Source organism: Paremcibacter congregatus (assembly GCF_006385135.1).
In the GTDB taxonomy this organism is placed as follows: Bacteria; Pseudomonadota; Alphaproteobacteria; order Sphingomonadales; family Emcibacteraceae; genus Paremcibacter; species Paremcibacter congregatus.
The window spans coordinates 1948849-1972707 of sequence record NZ_CP041025.1 but is presented as its reverse complement, the minus strand read 5'-3'; the positions used below and the strand labels follow the sequence as shown (position 1 = coordinate 1972707).

Sequence of the window (23859 nt, the reverse complement as noted above, 5' to 3'; positions counted from 1 at the left end):
GAACTGTTATTGGAGGAATGAAATATGTCGGATGAGAGTGGAAAGTCATCATGGCTTGAACCTTTGCCGGAAGAATATACCGCCGATGGCGATATGACCGGGCGACGTATGCTGGTAGCTGCATTGACCGTGGTTGTTCTGGCTATTTTTGGCGGTATCGTCTGGTACAGTTATGTGGATGGGGCCCATACAGGACCCGTTCCCATCGTCCGGGCCGATAATTCCGTTGTTAAGGAAAAGCCTGACAATCCTGGTGGCCTGAATGTGCCGGATCAGGATAAGCGTGTATTTGTTCGGGTGGATTCCGAAGAGCCTAGTTATGCGGAAGAGCTGGCGCCCAGTGCGGAAGTGCCTGTGAACCGTCCGATGAAGAAGGAAGATACGACAAAGACCGACGAGATGGATATCCCCAAAACGTCGCCGGTCGCTGAACCGCAAACGTCTGAACCAGGTCAGGAAGCTGCCCAGAAGCAAAAGATACAGGAACCGGATGTTCCTGATGTCAAAACGACCCAGAAAGCCGCCGCCATCGCGCCAAGCTCCAGGGGGGCGGCGGGGAATTTCCTGGTACAGTTGGGCGCTTTCAGCAAGAAAAGCACTGCAGAAGGCCTGTGGACGCGTCTGCAAAAGGAAAACGCCTCAGTTCTTGCCGGACTCGCTTCTGATATTGTGATGGTTGACCTCGGGAAAAAAGGCGTCTTATACCGCTTGCGTGGTGGCATGCTGGTGGATAGAGCGGCGGCAGAGAAAGTCTGTACGGTACTGAAATCCCGCAAACAAGCCTGCATCGTGGTGAGCAATTAATGGCGCGCCCGGTCATTCTGGATTGTACGGGCACGGCGATGACCTCTGACGAGGCGGCTGTGTTTCGCGATCTCGATCCTTTCGGGTTTATTCTTTTTGCCCGAAACTGTGAAAATCCGGATCAGCTTCGGAAACTCACCGACGCGATGAAAAATGCCGTTGGCCGCGAAGATGTCCCTATTCTGATTGATCAGGAAGGTGGCCGGGTCTGCCGACTGCCAGACAGTCACTGGCGCAGGCCACCAAGCGCGGGAACGTTGCGCGCGTTATATGATCTGGATGCTGAAACGGGCCTGGAAGCCATAAAAGTCAACGCCCGTTTGATGGCTGAAGATCTCCGGGAAATGGGCATTACAGTAGATTGCTATCCACCGCTTGATCTGCGCTTGCCTGGTGCGGATGCCATCATTGGCGACCGGTCATTTGGGGCGGAGCCTGACATTGTCAGTCTGCTGGCGGCGGCGGCGTGCGAAGGGCTTATGGCAGGGGGCGTTATTCCGGTGATCAAACACATCCCGGGACATGGGCGCGCAACGGTGGATAGTCATCTGGATTTGCCGACGGTCGACACCTCTCTTGAGGTCATGAGGGCCACGGACTTTGCACCTTTCAAGGCTCTGAAAGATATGCCATTGGCCATGACGGCTCATATTACCTATGATGCGATTGACGCCCAGCTGCCGGCGACATTGTCGGAACAGGTGATCCGCCGGGTAATCCGGGAGGAAATCGGCTTTACCGGGGTTCTGATCTCTGATGATATCACCATGAAGGCATTAAAAGGCGATCCGGGTGATCTCGCGAAGCAGGCTCTTCGCGCGGGCTGCGATGTGGTTTTGCATTGCAATGCGCCGCTGCAGGAACGACGTGACGTGCTGGAATCTCTCTATGATTTTAACGTTGTGAACAAAAGCTGGATTGATCAGTTGTTCCAGCACCGCAGTGAAGTCTTGCCCATTGATCGAAAAGAAATCACCAGGTGGCTTAATGATAAACTGGCCCCTGTATTATAAAAGATTTGTTCTTATATTAGAATGAGAGGCCGTCGATTTATATATGAGACGGCTTACGGCTTAACAATGGTCTGGGTAATTTATGGATATGAGTTTTTTGCAGGTTTTGCCTGTTATTGTAATCCCCTTATTGCTGGCGATTACCTTGCATGAGGCAGGTCATGCCTGGGTGGCGCATAAACTCGGGGATAATACCGCCAAGCAGTTGGGTCGGGTGAGTTTCAATCCCATTGTACATATCGACCCTTTTGGCACGATTATATTGCCATTGATACTGCTGTTGAGTGGAACGCCATTTTTATTTGGCTACGCCAAGCCAGTGCCGGTGAATTACAACAACCTGAGAAATCCACGGCGGGATATGGTCTATGTTGCGCTGGCAGGCCCGCTTGCGAATATCCTGTTGGTGGTGATTGCGTCCTTGCTTTTGTATGTGGTGGGCTATCTGCCACCTGTTGCCGGGGACTGGTTGCTGCAGAACATTCAGTTCGCCATTATGATCAATGCGATCCTTGCTGCTTTTAACATGCTTCCCATTCCGCCGCTTGACGGGGGCAGGGTGGCTGTCGGTTTGTTGCCGGATGTGCTGGCGCGGCCTTTGTCACGGCTGGAACCTTATGGTATGCTGATTATTATTGGTCTGTTTCTATTACCGGTTTTCGGACGGCAGTTCGGTATGGACTTGAATATTCTCTGGGCTGTTTTAGGACCGGTCATTGATTTTGTCCAGTCTCTTGCGATCGCGATCGCGCCGTCTTAAGGTATGAAAGATCGGATATGAAAGGGTAATGTAAAGGGCAGTAAATTTGGACGAGTATGATCCGCAGACGACATTCCATGATAAAATTCCGGCGCCCGCAGCGCCGGAAGATGAAGAACGTCTGGTTCTCGATATTCATGGCTTTGAAGGACCTTTGGACGTATTGCTTGCCCTTGCCCGTACCCAAAAAGTTGACCTGAAGCAGATTTCAATTCTTGAACTGGTGGAACAGTTTCTCAAATTTATCGCAGAAGCCAAGGTTCAAAAACTGGAAAAGGCGGCTGATTATCTGGTGATGGCCGCCTGGCTTGCTTATTTGAAATCCCGCCTGTTGCTGCCGGAAGAGAAAAACGAAGATGAGCTCTCGGCGGAGGAAATGGCGGCCCGGCTGACCTACCAGCTGCAACGGTTGAATGCCATTCGTCAGTCTGCGGCCAAACTGATGGCGCGTAATCAGTTGAAACGTGATGTTTTTGCCCGCGGCATGCCGGAAAAGGTGCTGGTGACCAAAAGCTCCACATTTGAGCTTAGTCTCTATGATCTCCTGCGGGCTTATGCTGACCATAAAACCCGCCATGCCGTTGCCGATATCAGGATGCATAAACGAGACGTCTACACTCTTGATCAGGCCTTGATGCGGTTAAAAAAACTGGTTGGTCTGGCATTGGACTGGACGGATTTGTCACAATTTTTGCCTGATATTGACGGCAGTGAGGATATGGTACGGTCCGCCAAGGCCAGCCTTTTTACCGCGTCTCTTGAAATGGCGCGCCAGGGCAAGGCTGAAATTGTGCAGAAACAAACCTTTGGACCACTGTTTATCCGGAAAAGGGACCGCCAGGATGATGTATAATATCTCTTTGGGAGGAGGAAAAAGTCATGGAAACAGTTGAACAGATCCGTATTGTTGAGGCGTTGATCTTTGCTTCCGACAAACCGTTGTCTTCCATCGCTCTGGCGGATTGTTTGCCGGAAGGGGCGCGGATTGATGATCTGCTCACCGATTTACAGGCGCAATATGAAAAACGCGGCGTTAATCTGGTAGAGGTCGCGGGTAAATGGATGTTCCAGACCGCCCCGGATCTCGCCTTCCTGTTGCGGAAAGAGGTCGAAGAGGAAAAACGTCTGTCCCGTGCGGCGGTTGAAACCTTGGCGATTATTTCCTATCACCAGCCGGTCACCCGGGCAGAAATCGAAGAAGTTCGGGGCGTTTCGTTAAGCAAGGGCATTCTGGATGTTTTAATGGCGGCGCAGTGGGTGCGCCCTATGGGACGTCGCCGGACACCGGGACGGCCGATGAGTTACGGGACGACGGATCATTTTCTGGTCCATTTTGGCCTGAATACGATTAAAGACCTGCCGGGACTTGCCGAACTTAAGGCCGCCGGTTTTTTGGAGAATGTTAATACATCGCGTCTCAACCTTATGGATGATGAAAAACCCAGCGAAGAACAACATGAATTGCCCGGTTACGAGGATGGTGACCAGACGGAAAACCAGCCCCTTTCAGATTAAATTTTTTTTATGTTGATTTAAGAATGGTTTTCGTTGATTTTCGTCAAGTCAATCCCACCTCCAATGCGTAGACTGCATTCGGTTTTAGGTGAATAACGCTCTACAAAGGAGAATGTAAATGGGTATCAGTTTTTGGCAGATCGCGATCGTTGTATTGCTCTTCGTCTTGTTGTTTGGGCGCGGTAAAATTTCCGATTTGATGGGCGATGTCGCAAAAGGTATTAAAAGCTTCAAAAAAGGCATGTCTGAAGACGTGACCGACGAGAAGCCGGCAGAAGATCCCAAAGTGATTGAACAGAAATCCGAGACCGTGGTTGAGGATAAGAACTCTGAGAAAACCACTCATTAAATTTGAACGGTAAGTAAAGCCCCATGTTTGACGTTGGCATGATTGAAATGTTCGTGATTGTCGTTCTGGCCGTAATAGTGGTCGGTCCAAAAGATCTACCGAAACTTCTGCGTTCCATTGGACAGTTTGTTGCCAAGATGCGTGCCATGGGTCAGGAATTTCAAACCAGTGTCAAGCAGATGGCGGACGAGGTCGAACTGGAAGAAGTCACCCGTAAGTTTAATGAAGCAGGAAATATCCCGCTGAAAGACGATGATACGAGCCCGGACATTAAACCGGAAAGCAAACCGGCCCCCAAAGCCTCTGATCCGGAAACGGACCGCTCATGACGACGGAAAACCCCGAAGATATAAACCAGAGCGCCGCACCGCTTTTGGAGCATTTGATTGAACTGCGCACCCGGCTGATCTGGAGCGCGGGCTATCTGTTCGTGGCCTTTATTTTCTGTTTTTATTTTCAGGAAGAAATCTACCGTTTTCTGGCCCAGCCTTTTGTTGATGTGTCCCTGCGCTATGGCCAAGATGCCAAGATGATCTATACGGGCATGCATGAGGCATTTTTTGTTTATCTGAAAGTATCCTTCTTTGCGGCCTTTTGTATTTCCTTTCCGTTGATCTCGATCCAGATCTGGAAGTTTGTCGCTCCGGGGCTATACAATAATGAGAAGCGGGCTTTTCTGCCCTTTCTGATCGGGACGCCGGTACTCTTTATCGCCGGGGCCGCGCTGGCGTATTACTGGGTTATTCCAAATGCCTGGAATTTCTTCATGTCTTTCCAGATCGGCACCCAGGACGTTATCAACGGCACCGATGCGGCGGCGATGAGCAAGGAACATCTGGCCGGAGTTCTGTCAATTGAACTTCTGCCCACGGTCAAGGAATACTGGTCCTTGGTCATGTTGCTGATTTTGGCTTTTGGCATCAGCTTCCAGCTGCCGATCCTTTTGATTTTATTGGCGCGGGTGGGGATTGTCACTGCTGAAGGGTTGGCGGCCAAACGGAAATATATGGTGGTTGCGGCTTTTGCTTTTGCTGCGGTTATGACACCACCGGATCCCATCAGTCAGATTGGCCTTGGTGGCGCGGTGTTGATCCTGTACGAAATTTCAATTTTATTTATACGACTAACCATTAAGGACAGAAGTGATGTTTGACATCAAAGCCATTCGGGAAAACCCGGAAACCTTTGATCTGGGCTGGAAACGCCGTGGAATTGCAGCGCAATCAGAAGCCCTGATCGCCTTGGACAGTAGCCTGCGCGAAAAGAAGACCGAATTGCAGGAATGCCAGTCACGGCGAAACGTCGCATCCAAATCGATCGGTCAGGCAAAAGCCAAAGGCGAAGATGCAGATGATCTGATCCGGGAAGTGGCTGATCTGAAGGCGCGTATGGCGACGCTTGAAGAAGACGTGCGCTCCATAGAAGAAGAATTGACCCAGAAGCTTGGACGGCTGGATAATATCCCGGCTGAAGATGTGCCGGACGGGGAGAGTGAAGACGATAACCTGGAAGTCCGCAAATGGGGTGATATCCCCGCTTTTGATTTCGCGCCGAAACAGCATTTTGACCTGGGGGAAGACCTTGGGCAGATGGATTTCGAAGGCGCGGCCCGCATGTCTGGGGCGCGGTTTGTTATTCTGCGTGGTGATCTGGCCAAACTGGAGCGCGCGCTGTCAGCCTTTATGCTGGATGTCCATACGACCGACTTTGGTTATGAAGAGGCCAGCGTACCCCTGCTGGTGCGGGAACAGGCGCTCTATGGCACCAGTCAGTTGCCGAAATTCAAGGAAGATCTGTTCGAAGCCACTACGGGTCATTATATGATCCCGACTGGGGAAGTGCCGCTCACCAATATCGTGCGCGAAGATATTCTCGAGGAAGAAAAACTGCCGCTGCGCTTCACGGCGCTTAGTCAGTGTTTTCGTTCAGAAGCCGGGTCAGCCGGGCGGGATACCCGCGGCATGATCCGTCTGCATCAGTTCAATAAGGTGGAGATGGTGAGCATTACCACGCCGGAACAGAGCTGGGATGAACTGGAACGGATGACGGGGGCGGCGGAACAGATTCTGCAGCGTTTGGGGCTCGCTTATCGTGTCTTGACCTTATGCACTGGTGATATGGGCTTTGCCGCCCGGAAAACCTATGACCTGGAGGTCTGGTTGCCGGGGCAGGACGCCTATCGTGAAATTTCCAGTTGCTCGAATACCGGAGACTTTCAGGCCCGGCGCATGAACACCCGTTGTCGTCCGGCAGGCGAGAAGAGAACCCGCTTTGTTCATACTCTGAACGGGTCGGGTCTGGCGGTTGGCCGCACTTTGGTGGCTGTCCTTGAAAATTATCAGCAAGCCGATGGATCAATCGTGATCCCAGAGGTTCTGCGGCCTTATATGAACGGTAAAGAGGTTATTTCCCGCCCATGAAGAATAATCCTTTAGCGGCCCGTATTCTGGTCACCAATGATGACGGCTATAACGCGCCCGGACTGAAGGCGCTGATTGAAATCGCCAAGTCCGTCAGTGATGACGTCTGGGTGGTTGCGCCGGAGGAAGAACAAAGTGGCAAGGGCCATTCCTTGTCCTTGAGTGAGCCGGTACGGTACCGCAAGGTGGCGGATAAATTCTACGCGGTAAAAGGAACGCCGACCGATTGTGTTATGATGGCCGTGCACAGCATTATGCCAAACCGCCCGACGATCCTGTTGTCGGGCATCAATCGGGGGGTTAACCTGGCGGAAGACATGACCTATTCCGGCACCATATCGGCGGCCATGGAAGGTACTATTTGCGGGGTTCCATCTATCGCCTTCAGTCAGGAAATAGACAGAACGAACAATGGGGATGCATTTCAGGTGGCGAAGGAACAGGGGGAAAATGTGCTGCGTACACTGATCTCCCATGCGATTGAACCGGGTATTCTGTATAACGTCAATTTTCCTCAGGATTCGGAGTCTCTCAAAGGTATCCGGACAACCCGCCAGGGGTTTCGGGACGATGAAGAACTTTTTATCGACGAACGAGAGGATCCACGGGGCGGGTGTTATTTCTGGATCGGGTTCCGGCGCCAGTATGGCAATCCGGTCGTCGGCACGGATCTGGCGGCAATCCAGGACGGTTATATTTCCGTGACACCGTTGCATCTTGATATGACACATGAAAAAACTCTTCTAAGCCTTGCAAAAAAAATAGATAAAGATGCGTGATGATGAGTCGTTTTACGGATAAGAAGGCTGCGCTTTTTGACGAATTACGGGCTGATGGCATCACAGATGAAGCTGTGCTTGATGCTTTGAATGAAATCCCCCGGGAAGATTTTATCCCTAAGGTTCTGCGTGGACAGGCCTATGAAAATGCGGCATTGCCGATCGACAGTGGCCAGACCATCAGTCAGCCTTTCGTGGTTGCCTTTATGACCCAGGTGCTAAATGTGGATAAATCCCATAAGGTGTTGGAAGTGGGAACCGGATCGGGCTATCAGGCTGTGGTTCTGGCAAAACTGTGCCGGCGCCTTTTTACCATTGAACGGCATCTGCCTCTGTTCAAGGGCGCCGAGGAGATGTTTAAAAAGCTGCATATCTTCAACATCACCACTTTATTTGGCAACGGTATGAAAGGCTGGCCGGAACAGGCGCCGTTCGACAGGATTATGGTTACAGCGGCTTCGGAAGAAATTCCGGACAAGTTGCTGGCCCAGCTGCGAGAGGGAGGAATCATGGTTATCCCCGTTGGTGCTCAAGGTAAAACCCAGCATATCATCAGGATTACGCGACAGGGCGATGACTTCGTTCAGGAAAACCTGATGCCGGTGAAATTTGTTCCGCTTCTGGCCGGTATTGTGCATGATTCTTAAAAGCTGTTGATCTTGTGGATCGGTCTTTTTACACTGTCGCCATGACAGGGTCCAAAAAACAACAATCATCCTCTGCTATGGTTAGTATCTTTTGCAAGATATTGACCTTATTGATGATTTCCAGCCTGCTTTCTGCCTGTCAGGAAGGTCACAGTTTCAGTTCCCGTTATCATTATGGTGCGCCGGTTGGGTCAACTGCCGCCAATTCGCCTTATCCTGTGCCGGTGCCGAGAGATAAACCGCGGCGGAAGGTGGTTAGGGCTGCGCCGCCGGAAAAATCACCTGTTTCCGTTCAGAGTGGGGCTATTACGGTGCGCAAAGGGGATACTATTTATGCGCTGGCCCGGCGTCATAATGTGACGGTCCGGGCGATCATTAAGGGCAATGCCCTGAAACCACCTTATCTGCTTTATCCCGGCCAAAAACTGAAAAGCCCGGCCAAAGGACGCCACAAGGTGATCAAAGGGGATACCATTTACAGTCTGTCACGACGATATCAGGTGGATATGACGCAATTGGCGCGGTTAAACCAGTTGCAGCGGCCTTATACGCTGGCCATCGGCCAGACTTTGAAGGTGCCGGGGACCGGAACACAGCAGGGGCCAAAATCCTCAGCACAGAAGAAACATGCTTCGACGCCTCCACCCCCCCGCAGTGGCAAGGGGTTTCTCTGGCCTGTAAAGGGACGGTTACTTTCCTCTTTCGGGGCAAAGGCCAAAGGATATCATAATGATGGCATCAACATTGCGGCCAATAGCGGCAGCTATATCCAGTCGGCGGAAAGTGGCGTCGTGGTGCATGCGGGACGCAAGATCAAAGGCTATGGCAATTTGATTCTGATCCGTCACAGCAACGGCTGGGTGACGGCCTATGCGCATTGTTCCAATATTCTGGTCACCGTCGGTCAGAAGGTCAAGCGCGGTCAGGCGATTGCCCGGGTGGGGCGCACCGGTGGAGTAAGTCGGCCGCAATTGCATTTCGAAATGCGGAAAGGCGCCCAGGCGGTTAACCCGGTGAAATATCTGGTGAGCTAGTCGGTTGCAATAGACCTACTTAGATTGGCTTGCGATTTTCTGACAGAGGCTGTTTTTTAAAAAGATATCCCGGCTGATTAGAAAAACTTGCTCTGTCTTCATAACTATGATAAGCGAATATTAGTTAAATAATATTTGAGTAAACAAAATAATGTTTTGTATAGAGCCAGCAAAAACGAATGATATTCCGTTAGTTGAAAAACTTCTTGATGAAGCTTTTGGCTTGGATCGTTTTGAAAAAACAGCTTATCGTCTGCGTGACGGAGTGGAACAGATATGGGATCTGGCCTTTGTCGTGCGCGGTGAAGAGGGATTGCTGGCCACATTGCAATTCTGGCCGATCGTGGTAGGGGAAGGGCCGGACCGGCAGGAAGCCTTACTCTTGGGGCCTATTGCAGTTTGTGACAGCTGCCGCGGAAAGGGTGCGGGTCGGGCCCTGATGGTGAAGGGATTGGATAAAGCCCGGGAAATGGGACATCAGCGGGTTATCCTGGTGGGGGATGAAGATTATTATAAAAAAGTCGGATTCAGCCGATCCCTGGCCGAAGGACTTGAAATGCCGGGGCCGGTGGACAAAAACCGCCTGTTGGCGCATGCTTTGGTTCCGGGCGGCATGGACGGGGTGCAGGGCATGATCTGTAAAAGCACGGATATTGTAAAATAAATCCACTATGTCTTCAAAATGTCGTCTGAAGTTCCTATAGTAAGGATATGACAGACACATCAGATAAAACAAAATCCGCCGCCGGTTTCCGGCCCGATCTGTTCGCCCAGGAGGCGCAGAAAGCCACAGGTAAAAAAGGCCTGCCGCCGGTACATCTGTGGAATCCCGATTTTTGCGGTGATATTGACATGCATATCAAGCGCGACGGCAGTTGGGACTATATGGGTACCCCGATAGCCCGTCCCGCCATGGTGCGGTTGTTTTCGACCATTTTGCGCCATGATGAGGATGGTAAATACTATTTGGTGACGCCGGTGGAAAAAGTTGGCATCCGCGTTGACGATGCCCCTTTTGTTGCGGTCGAGCTCCGGGTAGAAAATCCGGGAAAAGACCAAATTCTTCATTTTCGCACCAATGTGGATGATGTGGTGATCCTTGATGCCGACCATCCATTAACCGTTACCCACGCGACGGACGGAGAACCATCACCTTACATTCTGGTGCGGGACCGGTTGCAGGCGTTGATTGCGCGCCCGGTATACTACCAACTGGCGGAAATGATGGAAGAGAAGAACGGTGACTATGGCGTATGGAGCCAGGGACAGTTCTTCCCCCTGGGAAAAGCCGAAGCATGAAACAACGGATCCGAGATATTTTCCGGCAATATGATCCGGGTCTCGAACGGGCGCGTCAAACCGTTGCAGACAAGAGAGACGGTGACCGTCCCCGGGATGGCGACTGGAATATTTATCGTCCGGCGGCAGATTATAAAAGTTCTGAGCAGCCCCTGCGGCCGGCGGCTGTGTTAATCCCGTTGGTGGATCGGGAAGAGGGGCTGACTGTTTTGCTGACCAAACGGGCGGCTCATCTCAAAACCCATTCAGGCCAAGTGAGCTTTCCCGGCGGACGATGTGATCAGGAAGATGCCCATGCCATGGATACGGCCCTGCGTGAAACCCAGGAAGAAGTGGGGATTGACCGCGCTCATATCGAGGTTCTCGGCGCCATGGAAGATTATGAAACCATGACCGGTTTCCTGATTACGCCTGTTGTGGGTATTATTGCACCGGAATTCAAACTGATCGTTGCCGAAGAAGAAGTAGATGAAGCTTTTGAACTGCCGCTTGACTATATTCTTGATGAGGCGAACCATGATCTTCGGGACGGTATCTGGAAGGAACGCAAGAGGTATTATTACGCGCTGATTAATGAGCAACATAATGTGTGGGGGGCGACAGCGGCGATGTTGGTGCGTTTCGCACATCTGGTAAACAGGGGGGTGAAATGAAAGCCGTGCACCAACTGGACTTGCCCGCGGGTTCTCCGATATGTGCCCCGGGGGTGCAGAAACTTTTGTCCGTATTGAATGTGGATGGTTTGAATGCGCGCATGGTCGGCGGCTGTGTAAGGGATTTGCTTTTACAGCGGAAAATTATTGATATTGATCTGGCCTGCAGCCTGCCGCCGGAAGAGACTATGCTGCGGTTGAAACGGGCGAAGATCAAAGTGGTTCCGACCGGCCTGAAGCATGGAACTATCACGGCTGTTTTAGACAAGGTCGGTTATGAGATCACCACGTTGCGTCATGATGTGGAAACCGATGGTCGGCACGCGACAGTAACCTTTACCGATGACTGGATCGGCGATGCCGCCCGGCGGGATTTTACCTTTAATGCGCTTTATCTTGACGCGGATGGCAGTCTGTATGACCCCTGCGGCGGCTTGGCGGATCTTGAAACGCGCCGGGTGCGGTTCATTGGTGCTGCTGATGAGCGTATTTGCGAGGACGCCTTGCGTATTTTGCGTTTCTTTCGGTTTGCCGCCCAGATTGGCGACGGGCTGATGGACCCTCAAGGGTTTGACGCCTGTATTCGCTATAAGAATTTAATAGATAATCTGTCCGGGGAGCGGTTGGCGCAGGAACTGCTGAAGATTCTAGCGGCCCAAAATCTGTTGTCGGTGATGACGGTGATGGCGAAACATGATTTTCTGCCCCATATTCTTGGTGTTACGCCGGACTGGCCGCGTTTCAGGCGTTATGTCCAGCAGGAACAGAATTTGGGCCGCTGTGACCGTCTGGCCCGTCTTTGCAGCCTTCTGCGGCGAGGCGAAGGCGCAGGGGCCCAGGTCAGCAGGCATTTAAAGCTGTCCAATCGCCAGACAAAATATCTGGTGGCCTATGATCAGCATGATCTGAATATTTCACCAGGGGTTGCGGACAAAACTTTGCGTCGGGCCATATATTTGCATGGGCGGGATGTTGTTGCCTTTGCGCTCCTGGATGGAAATTCTGAAGCCTCGCCGACCACCCAGCTTTCAGAATTGTTGCACCTCATCGATACGTGGCCGGTGCCAAGTTTTCCAGTGCAGGGCCGGGATTTGATTCAGGCCGGATATGCGGCGGGGCCTGCTTTGGGCGACTTGTTGAAGCAGCGTGAAGCTGACTGGATCGCCAGTGACTTTACTTTGAAGAAACAGGATTTGCTTCAGTAGGCCGCAATAAATTCCTCTATCGCGTGCAAGGTTTCCGGATGGTCCATGATCGTGGTGTGTATCACATTTACCAAACGGAAATCCGTCATGCCCTCAAGTCTGGTTTCCCGTACCGTGACAATTCCATCATTATCTTCCCCCAATATCGGATTATACCCTGTTGGAGTATTCCGGCCTCCGGCAATGACCAGTGTCGGTATATCGGGGGGTGGTAATTTGAGCGCCTTCACCGGCATGACATCCTGGCCGGAAGGTCCCGCGATGGTGTGAAACAGCCTGATCCCGCCAAGCATATCGGCAATCCGGGCCCCATTGTTCGGTGTGCCGAGCATCATCAGATGCCGGGCGTCAACTTTGGAACGCCAGCCGTCTTTACGCCTGAGCAGTTCCCGGGCCAGCAATCCGCCAAGGCTGTGACCGATAAAACTTACCGACGTTACTCCGGCGAGGTTATTGAGCAGGTTCTCAAGGTCATCTGCATGGGCATCCAGGGACTGGAAAGTACTGGGATAGTTGAGACAGTAGGCGGCATGACCTCTTTCGCGGAGATAAGCCGCCGTCTTGGTCATGGTTTTCTTATGACGCGCCAGACCATGCAACAATAAAAATATATGTGGTTTGGGAAAGGTCAGACCCAATTTATCCTTAAACTTGGCAAGTTCGGCCAGGCAATGGTCATAACTTCCCCAGGCCTGGCGGATATCACGACCATCAAGCAGGCGATGATGCCCGGTGAGGACGTTTTTCTGAATATGCCAGTCTCCAAGCAGATATATGTCAGACCAGACATATTTACCGCCCAGGGTTGGCCCTTTCATATTGACGGGATGTTCTGGCAGATCCCAGTTCATTGGTTAACGCCATTTCGCTTCGGGGGGCAGGGACATCAATATGGCGTCTACATTGCCGCCTGTTTTCAGGCCAAAGGTTGTTCCCCGGTCATAAACCAGATTAAATTCAGCATATAACCCTCTGTAATAGAGCAATTCTTCCCGTTGTTCATCGGTCCACTCTTCATTCATGTGGCGGCGGACAATCTTGGGGTATATATCGCGGAATGCTTTGCCGACGTCCTGGGTAAAGGCAAAATCGTCGGCCCAGACGCCACTGTTGAGTTTGTCGTAGAATATGCCGCCGACACCGCGAGCCTTTTGCCGGTGTTTGTTATAAAAATATTCATCACACCAGGCTTTATATTTGGCGTAATAGTCGGGGTTATGGCGATCACAGGCCTGCTTGAACTGAGCATGGAAATCTGCCGTGTCTTTTTCGTTTGGCAGGGCCGGATTGAGATCGCCACCGCCGCCAAACCAGGATTGTCGGGTGATGATGTGTCGGGTATTCATGTGAACAGCAGGCACCAGGGGATTATGCATATGAGCGACAAGAGAAATACCACTGGCCCAAAAACGAGGGTCTTCTTCGGCGCCTGGCATTGACTTGGCGAATTCCGGGGCGAATTCCCCGTAAACTGTGGAAATATTCACGCCGACCTTCTCGAAGACGCGGCCTTTCATTACGGACATGACGCCGCCGCCGCAGGCCGGATCGTCATTGCGATTCCATGCGGTGCGTTCGAACCGTCCCGGAGCACGATCACTGTAGGTGCCGGTGAGTTCGTCTTCGATTTTTTCAAAGGCGGCACAAATCTGATCGCGGAGTTCCTTGAACCATTCCTGGGCCTGGGTTTGCTGTTGCTTTGTGCGGTCGGTATCCAATAGGGCTGTCATCTAACGGTATTTCCTGAAGTCTTCATTTTTAAGTCTTATTTTCCGGTATAGGCCGGAAAGAGATTCGTTTGGCGCAGGGCTTCGCCAAGCACCATAGAGGCCGAGATTGCCACATTCAATGATCTTGTTTCCGGTGTCATTGGAATGATAACCCGTTTATCGGCCCGCTGATGCACGTCATCAGGCACCCCGGCGCTTTCGCGGCCAAGCAGGATGATGTCTTCTGGCTGATAAGCGACATCGGTGTACACATGATCAGCCTTGGTGGTCAGAAGAATAATCCGGGCCGGGGACACGGCATCCAGAAAATGATCCCATGACGCATGGCGTGTGATCATGGATTGATCAATATAGTCCATGCCGGCCCGACGAAAGGATTTTTCGCCAAAGGGGAAACCGCAGGGCTCAATAATATTCACCCTGACATCCAGACAGGCGGCCATTCTAATGATGGTACCTGTGTTGGGCGGGATATCCGGCTGATAAAGTGCAATTTGCATGGTATTAATAACTTCGAAAGTCGTTTATAATAAATCCGAAGTAGATATAGAAGTAATTTACTCGTCAATCAATAAAAGAGCTGGGGATATGCAAAAACCTACCGAAATAACAATCACGATTGATACAGAATTCAGCATTGCTGGGGCTTTTGAAAATCCAGAAAAATACACACCTGTCGCGGCACCCGCAGTCGCTTGTGTGGTTAATGGTAAAGAACAGGGGCTGGGGTTTCTGCTAGAAACATTTGAAAAATATAATATTTCTGCCAGTTTCTTCGTCGAGTGCGCCAACTATTTTTACTTTGGTGATGAGCCAATGCAGGGGTTTGTTAAACGGATTCTTATGGCGGGACAGGATGTGCAACTTCATGTGCACCCCTGCTGGTTAAATTTCAACAAAGATTCCGAATACAGGGGGTTTTCGACAAATGACAGTTGTGCGGGACGCTCCGCTGAGGAATTGACGCGTATTTTTACGCTCTGTATAGAAGTTTTTGAACGGTGGGTCGGAAAACGCCCCGATGCCATTCGTACTGGCAGTCTGGTGGCGGACAGAAACCTATATCAAGTGATGAGGGACCTTGGAATCCCGTTGGCTTCCAATATTGCTCTCGGTGTATTTCAACCAAAAGAGCCTGAGTTGCAAATCTTGGGTGGGCGGAAACGGATTGAAGGTGTGATGGAGCTGCCTGTATTCACCTATCAGGATATGAATATTCTTGGCAAAACTCATCAAAAATCTTTGCAGATTACCAGCTGTTCCTGGCCGGAAATGAAGTATATTCTTTGGCAGGCGCGAAAGATGGGGGTTGAAAATATCGTGATTCTTACCCACCCCTTTGAATTTGTTAAAAGAGATGATTTTCAGTTTAATGGTTTGTGTCGTAACCGGGTAAATCAGACGCGACTGCAGAAATTATGTCAGTTTGTTGCTGAGCATGATCAGGATTTTGTTACAGCTACATTTGGAGACTCTGTGAGTAATTGGACCTGTAAAGAAGGCGATTGCGGACCTATTATGAAAGTGCCGACACATTATGCTGTGGTGCGTAAAATGCACAATAAATTGAGTGACAGCATATCACTGTATTAAAAACCGCTATATTAAAATTTAATGGCGAAGAAGTTTTCTGATCGTTTTCTTCAAACCTAGTTTATCAAAGAAATCCCCTAAATATTTCGAAATTCTATTGGTTACTTTATTGAGCATGAGCCAAAAATAGTTTGTGGGAGTATTTTCTAAACATATAAGGTTTCCACAATAGACATGGTTTGTTGAAAACATTTTTTTTTGCTCTGATTCACCTTCTGTAAAATCAAAAATTTTCCCGCTTCCCGAGTCAAATATTTGTTCTAAGGCTTTCAAGAATAAAACGGTTCCTGGTGAGAGTTTTGAGGTTTCGGGAAGGTATCCAAGGTATGCATATATGAATCTGCCTTGGTCTATCGGTGAATAAAGGTAACTGATAGCTTTTCCGTCTAAATAGAGTAAATAACCATTGACCGTATTAGATTTTGCTCGCTCAATCATGTCAGCTTTAAAATCTTCATCATCAGGTAATCCAACATTGAGGTGCTTTTCCTGATATGTTTCTTTGGAAATTTTACGGGCTACTTTGTGAAATTCAGCCATTTCTGTCGGAGTGGAATAAGTTCTCCAGTCTATGGTACCTCCAGAAATTTTTTCAAATTTATTTATCTTTCTTTTTAACGTAGATCTGGTTTTCGAGGAAAAACCTTTTATATATTCATCAAATGATCCTTTAATGTTGACATAATAGCGATTATACGTTTTGACAATGTATTTTATTTGATTGTCTTCTATCCAAAAATCTTTATGTCCTTCTTTAAGAGGGATGGAATATAACAGAAAACCAAATTCAAATTCTTTGGCATCAGTTTCTGGTCCAGTATTCTCATGTTCTTTAATAAGTTCAGGTATGATTGTATTGAGACTTTGTGATTTATGATTTATAAAATCAATATTTAAGGTTGAGACCGTAAATAGCTTGCGGAATAAGCAGATTTCCCCAATCCAGTATGGTAATGAAATATCTTTGGTTTTCCATGCATTAGACATCAGTATTATGTACGACCTTATTATTGTATGTGAGCTTCATAGTGATCGGAAGTTTATTCACGAAAAAAGCTACTAAAGGATTAAAGGTATTAGAAAAAAAACGTTTTTCTTTTTCTGGAGATAAATTCAAGGCGTAGCTTTCTGCCTAGAAAATAAAATTCAATAATAGTTTTTAAAGGTTGCCAGCCTGCTTTACTAAAAGCTTTTATACTGGGTTTGTTTGAATGCCAGATACGAGCATATAGCTTTTTAAATCCATTTTCTTTCATTTGAGCACAGGAATAGGCGATTAAGGCCGGAGCAATCCCCATGCCTCTTGCTTTTTGCGTGGTCTCGATGTCAACCAATTTGGCCTCTTTTTCATTTAAAGGCCAGAAATTACGAACTTTATAACGTTCCCCATACCAATACCAACATTGTGCCAATGCTTCTGTATGAGATAAACTGCTTAAATATTCATACCCATAAGCTTCCGGCCCTGAAAAGCCCGCAGAATGGTCATCAGATAGCTGAATAGGTCTAAAAACTCCTGATAACTCTTGTAAATTTATATCTAAATTACTGAGCTCATAATTTTGTATATCAATGAAATATATTTTATAGATTTGATAATCTCTAAAAATAAGTTTGGCGGTTTTTTTTATGAAGGTATGCATAAGATTAATGATATCGAGTTTAGAGATGTATAAATTTAAGAGCTTTGTAGCTGATGTCGTTAAGCATAAACATATTGTATGAATTTTAAGGTAGTTTATTTGAGTGTGAAATCAATGTAAATAACACTTTCAACCTGCCTTTCCGGAAGAAAGAGCCAATAAGTGATTGCAAATTATCTTTAAACTGAGTAAATCAGGGACGGTGTATATGGAAGGGTGGGGTTTGCGTGTGTTGTTTGCTTAAACATGTTTTAAGAAAGCGGCGGTTTATTCTATCCTCTTGACCAATTGAATTAAGTAGTCTGCATAAAAGCATTTAAGAGGTTCTTTAATGACCACCACTGACCATTCTGAACATGACGAGGACGTTACCCGGCGTAATTTCCTTTATGTTGCGGCAGGTGCGGTAGGCACCGTGGGTGTAGCATCCGCGGCCTGGCCCCTTGTCGATCAAATGAATCCATCCGCTGACGTTTTGGCGCTTGCCTCTGTTGAGGTGGATCTGTCCTCCATTCCACGAGGACAAACCGTAAAAATCCTGTGGCGCGGTAAGCCTGTCTTCATTCGCCATAGAACGGATGCAGAAATTGCAAAAGCGGTTGCAGACGACACAGCCGATCTGAGAGACCCCCAGACTGACGAACAACGGACCGAGAAGCCTGAATGGCTGATCATGGTTGGTGTTTGTACACATCTGGGCTGTGTGCCTCTTGATCAGCGTGGAGAATTCGGTGGCTGGTTCTGTCCTTGTCACGGATCGCATTATGACATTTCCGGTCGTATCCGTAAGGGCCCGGCGCCCCGGAATATGGAAGTACCAACATATGCGTTTTTGAACGATACAACGGTCAAGATCGGATAGGGAGCTAAAAATGGGATCTAGTACGTATACGCCTGAAAACAAGGCTGTAAAATGGTTTGAGGATCGACTGCCGATTCTGGGCCTTATTCATGGGACCCTGGGTGCCGGCTATAACGCCCCCCGGAACCTGAACTACTGGTGGAACTTTGGATCACTGGCCGGCTTTATGCTGGTTGTGCAGATCATCACCGGTATTATCTTGGTTATGCATTACACGCCGCATGTGGATTTCGCCTTCGCTGCGGTCGAACATATCATGCGCGACGTGAATTATGGCTGGTTGATTCGCTATATTCATGCCAATGGCGCCTCGATGTTCTTTGTCGTGGTTTATATTCATATCCTGCGCGGTATGTATTTTGGCTCTTACCAGTCTCCCCGCGAAGTGTTGTGGTTCCTGGGGCTGGTCATTTATCTGCTGATGATGGCTACCGGCTTTATGGGATACGTTCTGCCATGGGGCCAGATGAGCTTCTGGGGCGCAACGGTGATCACCAACCTGTTTGGCGCCTTTGACTTCGTTGACGGTATGGGCGAAAGCATTTTGCATCTGCTGTGGGGCGGTTTCTCTGTTGATAATCCGACACTGCAACGCTTCTTCAGCCTGCATTATCTGCTGCCGTTTGTGATTGTCGGTGTTGTGATTTTGCATATTTGGGCATTGCATCTGCCAGGGTCCAACAACCCTCTGGGTATTGATGCGAAAGGTCCGGGTGACAAAATCCCGTTCCACCCCTATTACACAGCGAAAGATGCCTTTGGGCTGTCCTTCTTTATCGTGATCTTTGCCGTATTCATCTTCTTTATGCCGAATATCATGGGGCATCCGGACAACTACATCGAAGCCAATCCAATGGTAACGCCGGCTCATATCGTACCGGAATGGTATTACCTGCCTTTCTATACGATCCTGAAGGCCGTACCGGACAAGCTTCTTGGTGTGATCGCTATGTTTGCGTCCATTCTGATTTTCTTTGTTCTGCCATGGCTTGACGGGTCCAAAATCCGGTCTGCGAAGTTCCGTCCGGTAACAGCCTTTTTCTTCTGGTTGTTCCTGGTTAATGCGATCTTCCTTGGCTATCTCGGGACAAAACTGCCGGATGAAGTAATGATTGATATGGCAGGCGGTGTTACCGCGTTGACCCTGGGTCAGATTGGGTCTGTTTTCTACTTTGCCTACTTCATTGTGATTGTACCGCTGGTCAGTCGCATGGAAAGTACGAAACCTGTTCCGACCAGTATTGCCCAGTCAGTTCTTGACGCAAACCAGAAAGGCTAAAGATATGTTGTATACTATCAAGAAAATTGGCCTGATGGCTGTGACAGCAACCGTAATGGTCGTTGGCGGTACGGCGGTTTCCGCCGCTGCCGGCGACAGCGCTTACGATCTGAAGAAAAACGAATGGCCTCATGCGGGGCCTTTCGGAACCTTCGATAAAGCGGCATTGCAGCGTGGGCTTCAGGTTTATAAAGAAGTTTGTTCTTCTTGCCACTCCCTTAAAATGGTGGCCTTTCGCAACCTGGCCGATCTGGGCTATTCCGTGGATGAAGTGAAAGCTTTCGCCGCTGAATATGAATTCCCTGCCGGACTGGATGATGAAGGCGAAGTCAAATACCGTAAAGGTTTGCCTCAGGATTATTTCCCTTCTCCTTTTGGATCAGAGGAAGAAGCCCGGGAATCAAACAATGGCGCTTTTCCACCTGACTTTTCCCTTCTGGGGAAATCTCGTGAACATCTATCCATCTTCACGCCGTGGAACAGCATTTACGGTGAAGATTATATCGTTGGCATCCTGACGACATACCACGAAGAGGCCCCGCACGGGGTTGAAATGGCCGAGGGGATGTATTTCAATGAAGCCTTCTCTGGTAACCAGATTGCTATGGCGCCGCCACTGTTTGACGAACTGGTCGAATATGCTGACGGCACCGAGGCAACAAAAGAACAGATGGCCAAAGACGTCGCAACGTTCATGTATTGGGCTGCAGAGCCTAAAATGGAAGAGCGGAAGAAAATGGGTCTGAAGGTTATCATCTATATGACACTGCTGACCATCCTGCTGTATTTTGTTAACAAGCGGGTCTGGAAACGGGTCAAAAAAGGCGAAGACCTTGTATAAGAAATCTTGCTTTTGATGTTAGATTTAAGGGCTGCCTTTTGGGCGGCCCTTTTTTATGAACATTCTCAGGAGGGATTATGGCGGAGTTCAAGGATCATTTTTCGACCCAGTCAAAAGGGTATGGTCTTTACCGGCCCACTTATCCTGTAGAGCTCTATAGGCATCTGGCGGAAATTTCTACCGCCCATGATCTGATGTGGGATTGCGCCACGGGCACCGGACAAGCGGCCCGCGGGCTCGCCCCTTACTTCAGGCAAGTTATCGCGACAGATGCAAGTGCTGCCCAGGTCGGGCAGGCGTCCGGCCCGGATAATGTCCTTTTCCGGGTGGCGCGCGGTGAACAAAGCGGGCTTTCTGACAAGAGTGTTAACCTGATAACAGTGGCGCAGGCGCTGCACTGGTTTGCGGAAACTGATTTTTTCGAAGAAGTCAGACGAGTGATCAGGCCGGGCGGGATATTTGCCGCCTGGACCTATAATTACCTTAAAGTGACCCCCGAGATTGACCGGGTGGTGAACCATTATTGTGATGATATGTTGGGTGATTATTGGCCCCCAGAACGTCAGTTGGTCGACACCGGTTATAAAAATATCATCTTTCCGTTTACGGTTGAGGATGCACTTCAGTTTGATATGTGTATTGAATGGAATTTGGCGGAGTTGACGGGCTACCTTGATACGTGGTCTGCTGTGGCGCGCTACAAGGCGGCACAGGGACAGGATCCCATGGATGTGATACGGGATGATCTGCAGCAGGTCTGGGGTGATCCCGCCAAGGTAAAGCAGGTGAGGTGGCCGTTAACCGTAAAAATTAGCCGCTTCTGACAGAGCATGCTTCAGGGGGTTAAATTCTCCCGCCGTGCGGTAGGATAACATAGCGTGATGATCGTCGGAAAAATAAAGCCCCTGAGGTAGGATAGATAAGTTGTAAACTCAATGCCACTTAAGGGTTCAGTTTGCAGTAAAAGAATATACCGGGTCACAGTCAGCGCCGTAATGGCGATCCACATCCCCCATAATGCCCTTTTCTGGCCGAATACGACCAGAAGAAGAGTGCTGGCAATCGCGATGCGTACGGCTGATTGGATCAGTAAGAGTGGAGATGCCTCAGTGATGCCGGGAGCAATGTAGAGGTCAACTACTTTTGACAAGTGGTATAGGATAAGCAACCCACTCAGTATAAAGATAATCGCCAGGCGGGTTTTTAGGTATTTGTTGTGTGTCAGTTCAGCCAGTTTCACATGGGACTCCAATGTTTCAGTTTCTATTCAAAAACAGGTGTAGACTAACGTCCTTCATCAACTTTAGAAAGTTAAAGTTGATCTCTCGCCTTAAAACGAAGGTGTCCTTTGGGGAGTAACTTTGACCTCTATTTCTGCTGTTGGGCGGCGGCGATACGGGTGAGATACATGCTTGTCGGCTGCAAAGTCATTACGGCTTCATCGTTTTGATTAAGAACAGCGACCTTCTGAACAACAATACCGACACCAGGACGGGTTTTTGATTCCCGTGCAGACAGGATTTCGCAATGTACCCGCAGACGATCCCCGGCATAGACAGGTTTTACCCAGCGCAGATTATCAACGCCCGGGGACCCAATGCTGCTGCTGTTGGTCAGAGCATTATCACAGAGCATTCTCATCATGATTGCGGTAGTCATCCAGCCGCTGCCGATCAGTTTTCCATGAAAGGATTTGGCGGCGAATTCCGGATCAGTATGGAACGGCTGGGGATCATATTTGGTGGCGAATTCGATGATTTCTTCCTCGGTCACCAGATAATCCCCAAATTCAGTGATTTGACCTATTGTGAAATCTTCAAATGTCAGCATGTCACGCTCCTCTTTATATGTATCTGTCAGATATTATATTTCTTCTGCTGAGAGGGCAAGAAAAACTATTTCCGACGACTTCCTGAGTTAAAGCCGCCTTTACAATGTTGCGATTTCTTCCTATATGGCGCGGATGTCCCCAAGGAATTCCCCGACCACGCTTTGAATTTGTACCCCGTTCCGGGACAGGTCAGTTGAAATTCCCTGTACCGCATGGGATGCATTGAGGGTTGTGGTTATACCTTTTTGAACCAGATTAATCTGACTGGACACCTGATTGGTTTCATTGGCGGCCTGCTGAATATGAGAAGTGATTTCCCGCGTGGCATAGGATTGTTCTTCGGCGGCGTTGTTGACAGTGCTGATGATGCGCGAATTTTCTTCAACAATCGTCTTTACGTCACTGATGTCCTTGACAATATTCTCACTGATGTTCTGAATTTCATTGATATGCCCGGTGATTTCCTGTGTGGCGCTTGCTGTTTGGCCAGCCAGCGCCTTGACTTCTGACGCCACGACGGCAAATCCTTTGCCGGCTTCACCAGCACGGGCGGCTTCAATGGTGGCGTTAAGCGCAAGAAGATTTGTTTGATTGGCAATTTCTTCAATCAGGCTGATGACGTCGCCGATGCTCCGGGATGACGTCGTCAGATGGCCTGCCGTTGTGGCGGTCGTATCCACCTTCTCAATGGCATCCTGCGTAATCTTGCGGGACTGATCCATCTGACTGCTGATCTGGGCAATGGACCGGGCCAGTTCTTCGGTCGAACTGACAACCATCTGCATGTTGCGGGAACTCTGGTTTGCCCCGGTGGCGGCCGTGGTGGTCTGGTTCTCGGTGGCGACAGCGGTATCCGACATGGCGCCGGAGGAATCACTCAATTTCTGGACGGCGAGTTCGACCTGCTGCATGTTGCCCTTGATTTGCTGATCAAACAGATTGATGCGTTGTTCCAAATCCTGTGTGCGTTGTTCCTGCAAGCGAAGTTGTTCGCGTTCTTTGTCACGTTTTTCCTGCCGCACTTTGTCCTGTTGCTGACGATTCTGATCTTCCAGCTGCATTTTTTCCTTTTGCGCCCTTATATTATCTTCTTCCAGCTTCAGACGTTCTTGACTGCTGACCTGAAACTGGCGGGCTGCATCCGCCATTTCTCCAAATTCAGATCCGTAGTCGGCGCAGGGAATGGTGATGTTAAGATGCCCTTGGGCAAGTTCGGTGAGGGAGTCGGTGATGCGGGTGAGGGGCTGCAAAATGGTTTTGAACAACACCTGGTAAGTAGAAATAATCATGACAATCATACTGGCGATGGCGGACCAGAACATGGCTGTAGCAAAACTGTTGGCACGGTCCAGTTTAGCGGTCAATTCGCGGGCCAGGGTGCTGTCGCTTGCGGCGCTATCTGATAACCACAAGGTCTGTGCATCTGCAATATTGGCATAAATGTTATAGGAGGTGGAAATAAACAGGGCGCCCGCCATTAAAAACAAAACGATGACGGCGACGCCGATGCGGCGTAAAGGGATATTCTTCATAATTTCTACTCTGAAAGACCGATTTTATATCTTGATACCTATGCCTCAATCCTGAAGAAAATGTTAACCA

The 23859-nt window shown here is 49.3% G+C and carries 29 protein-coding genes; 21 read left to right on the top strand and 8 right to left on the bottom strand.

Going from position 1 to position 23859, the window contains the following annotated elements:
- Window positions 1–24: 24 nt before the first annotated feature.
- The 16 genes from FIV45_RS08890 (at window position 25) to FIV45_RS08815 (ending at window position 12478) form a co-directional block, all read left to right on the top strand.
- Window positions 25–804 (top strand): SPOR domain-containing protein, encoded by a 780-nt coding sequence (locus FIV45_RS08890; RefSeq protein WP_099474728.1) that lies wholly within the window; start codon window positions 25–27, stop codon window positions 802–804.
- Window positions 804–1817: a beta-N-acetylhexosaminidase gene (gene nagZ, locus FIV45_RS08885; protein ID WP_099474727.1), complete on the top strand. Its 1014-nt coding sequence runs from the start codon at window positions 804–806 to the stop codon at window positions 1815–1817. The genes FIV45_RS08890 and nagZ overlap by 1 nt, the downstream gene beginning before the upstream one ends.
- An 82-nt stretch (window positions 1818–1899) precedes the next feature.
- A complete protein-coding gene (locus FIV45_RS08880; RefSeq protein WP_099474725.1) occupies window positions 1900–2577 on the top strand; it encodes a site-2 protease family protein in 678 nt (225 codons plus the stop codon).
- Window positions 2578–2623: 46 nt separating this feature from the next.
- A complete protein-coding gene (locus tag FIV45_RS08875; RefSeq protein WP_235868175.1) occupies window positions 2624–3430 on the top strand; it encodes a segregation and condensation protein A in 807 nt (268 codons plus the stop codon).
- Between the two features lie 26 nt (window positions 3431–3456).
- A complete protein-coding gene (gene scpB / locus FIV45_RS08870) occupies window positions 3457–4092 on the top strand; it encodes an SMC-Scp complex subunit ScpB (RefSeq protein WP_099474723.1) in 636 nt (211 codons plus the stop codon).
- A 118-nt stretch (window positions 4093–4210) separates the two neighbouring features.
- Window positions 4211–4441, top strand: coding sequence for a twin-arginine translocase TatA/TatE family subunit (locus FIV45_RS08865; RefSeq protein ID WP_099474721.1), 231 nt, complete (start codon window positions 4211–4213; stop codon window positions 4439–4441).
- A 23-nt stretch (window positions 4442–4464) separates the two neighbouring features.
- On the top strand, window positions 4465–4770 hold the full coding sequence (tatB, locus tag FIV45_RS08860; RefSeq protein WP_099474719.1) for a Sec-independent protein translocase protein TatB: 306 nt from the start codon (window positions 4465–4467) through the stop codon (window positions 4768–4770).
- Window positions 4767–5594, top strand: a complete 828-nt coding sequence (gene tatC, locus FIV45_RS08855) for a twin-arginine translocase subunit TatC (protein WP_099474717.1) — start codon at window positions 4767–4769, stop codon at window positions 5592–5594. The genes tatB and tatC overlap by 4 nt, the downstream gene beginning before the upstream one ends.
- Window positions 5587–6861, top strand: coding sequence for a serine--tRNA ligase (serS, locus tag FIV45_RS08850; RefSeq protein ID WP_099474715.1), 1275 nt, complete (start codon window positions 5587–5589; stop codon window positions 6859–6861). The genes tatC and serS overlap by 8 nt, the downstream gene beginning before the upstream one ends.
- Window positions 6858–7640, top strand: a complete 783-nt coding sequence (gene surE, locus FIV45_RS08845) for a 5'/3'-nucleotidase SurE (protein WP_099474714.1) — start codon at window positions 6858–6860, stop codon at window positions 7638–7640. Before serS ends, surE begins: the two co-directional genes overlap by 4 nt.
- A 2-nt stretch (window positions 7641–7642) precedes the next feature.
- A complete protein-coding gene (locus FIV45_RS08840) occupies window positions 7643–8287 on the top strand; it encodes a protein-L-isoaspartate(D-aspartate) O-methyltransferase (RefSeq protein WP_181040178.1) in 645 nt (214 codons plus the stop codon).
- 113 nt (window positions 8288–8400) lie between these two features.
- A complete protein-coding gene (locus FIV45_RS08835; RefSeq protein ID WP_235868182.1) occupies window positions 8401–9321 on the top strand; it encodes a M23 family metallopeptidase in 921 nt (306 codons plus the stop codon).
- A 151-nt stretch (window positions 9322–9472) separates the two neighbouring features.
- Window positions 9473–9985, top strand: a complete 513-nt coding sequence (locus FIV45_RS08830; protein ID WP_099474708.1) for a GNAT family N-acetyltransferase — start codon at window positions 9473–9475, stop codon at window positions 9983–9985.
- 47 nt (window positions 9986–10032) lie between these two features.
- Window positions 10033–10620 carry a DUF1285 domain-containing protein gene (locus FIV45_RS08825; protein WP_099474706.1) on the top strand — a complete coding sequence of 196 codons (588 nt, stop codon included), beginning with the start codon at window positions 10033–10035 and terminating at the stop codon, window positions 10618–10620.
- Entirely contained in the window at window positions 10617–11273 is a 657-nt protein-coding gene (locus tag FIV45_RS08820; protein WP_165777078.1) for a CoA pyrophosphatase, read from the top strand. Before FIV45_RS08825 ends, FIV45_RS08820 begins: the two co-directional genes overlap by 4 nt.
- Complete coding sequence (locus FIV45_RS08815; protein WP_099474702.1) at window positions 11270–12478, top strand: CCA tRNA nucleotidyltransferase; 1209 nt, start codon at window positions 11270–11272, stop codon at window positions 12476–12478. The genes FIV45_RS08820 and FIV45_RS08815 overlap by 4 nt, the downstream gene beginning before the upstream one ends.
- Here the strand turns inward: FIV45_RS08815 and FIV45_RS08810 are convergent.
- The 3 genes from FIV45_RS08810 to FIV45_RS08800 are packed head-to-tail and all read right to left on the bottom strand — an operon-like array spanning window position 12472 to window position 14708.
- The gene (locus FIV45_RS08810; protein ID WP_099474700.1) at window positions 12472–13329 is read right to left on the bottom strand and encodes an alpha/beta fold hydrolase; all 858 of its coding nucleotides are present in this window, start codon (window positions 13327–13329) and stop codon (window positions 12472–12474) included. The two genes, FIV45_RS08815 and FIV45_RS08810, sit on opposite strands and share 7 nt — an antisense overlap.
- Window positions 13330–13332: 3 nt before the next feature.
- The gene (gene hemF / locus FIV45_RS08805) at window positions 13333–14208 is read right to left on the bottom strand and encodes an oxygen-dependent coproporphyrinogen oxidase (protein ID WP_099474698.1); all 876 of its coding nucleotides are present in this window, start codon (window positions 14206–14208) and stop codon (window positions 13333–13335) included.
- Window positions 14209–14243: 35 nt separating this feature from the next.
- Window positions 14244–14708 carry a tRNA (cytidine(34)-2'-O)-methyltransferase gene (locus FIV45_RS08800; protein WP_099474696.1) on the bottom strand — a complete coding sequence of 155 codons (465 nt, stop codon included), beginning with the start codon at window positions 14706–14708 and terminating at the stop codon, window positions 14244–14246.
- Window positions 14709–14796: 88 nt separating this feature from the next.
- Here FIV45_RS08800 and FIV45_RS08795 point away from each other — a divergent pair, with 88 nt between their 5' ends.
- Complete coding sequence (locus tag FIV45_RS08795) at window positions 14797–15801, top strand: polysaccharide deacetylase family protein (RefSeq protein ID WP_099474694.1); 1005 nt, start codon at window positions 14797–14799, stop codon at window positions 15799–15801.
- Between the two features lie 18 nt (window positions 15802–15819).
- On the opposite strand, the gene FIV45_RS08790 is transcribed toward FIV45_RS08795, so the two are convergent.
- Both FIV45_RS08790 and FIV45_RS08785 read right to left on the bottom strand, forming a co-directional pair.
- On the bottom strand, window positions 15820–16788 hold the full coding sequence (locus tag FIV45_RS08790) for a GNAT family N-acetyltransferase (protein ID WP_099474691.1): 969 nt from the start codon (window positions 16786–16788) through the stop codon (window positions 15820–15822).
- Window positions 16789–16877: 89 nt separating this feature from the next.
- Complete coding sequence (locus FIV45_RS08785; RefSeq protein WP_099474689.1) at window positions 16878–17444, bottom strand: GNAT family N-acetyltransferase; 567 nt, start codon at window positions 17442–17444, stop codon at window positions 16878–16880.
- A 331-nt stretch (window positions 17445–17775) separates the two neighbouring features.
- Between FIV45_RS08785 and petA the strand changes: the two genes are divergently transcribed.
- The 4 genes from petA (at window position 17776) to FIV45_RS08770 (ending at window position 21250) form a co-directional block, all read left to right on the top strand.
- Window positions 17776–18306 carry a ubiquinol-cytochrome c reductase iron-sulfur subunit gene (gene petA, locus FIV45_RS08780; RefSeq protein ID WP_099474687.1) on the top strand — a complete coding sequence of 177 codons (531 nt, stop codon included), beginning with the start codon at window positions 17776–17778 and terminating at the stop codon, window positions 18304–18306.
- Window positions 18307–18316: 10 nt separating this feature from the next.
- Window positions 18317–19585 carry a cytochrome b gene (locus tag FIV45_RS18450; protein WP_165777077.1) on the top strand — a complete coding sequence of 423 codons (1269 nt, stop codon included), beginning with the start codon at window positions 18317–18319 and terminating at the stop codon, window positions 19583–19585.
- Window positions 19586–19589: 4 nt separating this feature from the next.
- Window positions 19590–20426, top strand: coding sequence for a cytochrome c1 (locus tag FIV45_RS18445; RefSeq protein ID WP_204602332.1), 837 nt, complete (start codon window positions 19590–19592; stop codon window positions 20424–20426).
- Window positions 20427–20503: 77 nt separating this feature from the next.
- Window positions 20504–21250: a class I SAM-dependent methyltransferase gene (locus FIV45_RS08770; RefSeq protein ID WP_099474685.1), complete on the top strand. Its 747-nt coding sequence runs from the start codon at window positions 20504–20506 to the stop codon at window positions 21248–21250.
- Window positions 21251–21261: 11 nt separating this feature from the next.
- On the opposite strand, the gene FIV45_RS08765 is transcribed toward FIV45_RS08770, so the two are convergent.
- The 3 genes from FIV45_RS08765 to FIV45_RS08755 all read right to left on the bottom strand — a co-directional run bounded on the left by FIV45_RS08765 (window position 21262) and on the right by FIV45_RS08755 (window position 23789).
- Complete coding sequence (locus FIV45_RS08765) at window positions 21262–21666, bottom strand: hypothetical protein (RefSeq protein ID WP_099474683.1); 405 nt, start codon at window positions 21664–21666, stop codon at window positions 21262–21264.
- Between the two features lie 128 nt (window positions 21667–21794).
- Window positions 21795–22256 (bottom strand): MaoC family dehydratase, encoded by a 462-nt coding sequence (locus tag FIV45_RS08760; protein WP_099474682.1) that lies wholly within the window; start codon window positions 22254–22256, stop codon window positions 21795–21797.
- Window positions 22257–22376: 120 nt separating this feature from the next.
- Window positions 22377–23789 carry a methyl-accepting chemotaxis protein gene (locus tag FIV45_RS08755; protein ID WP_099474680.1) on the bottom strand — a complete coding sequence of 471 codons (1413 nt, stop codon included), beginning with the start codon at window positions 23787–23789 and terminating at the stop codon, window positions 22377–22379.
- Window positions 23790–23859: the final 70 nt, after the last annotated feature.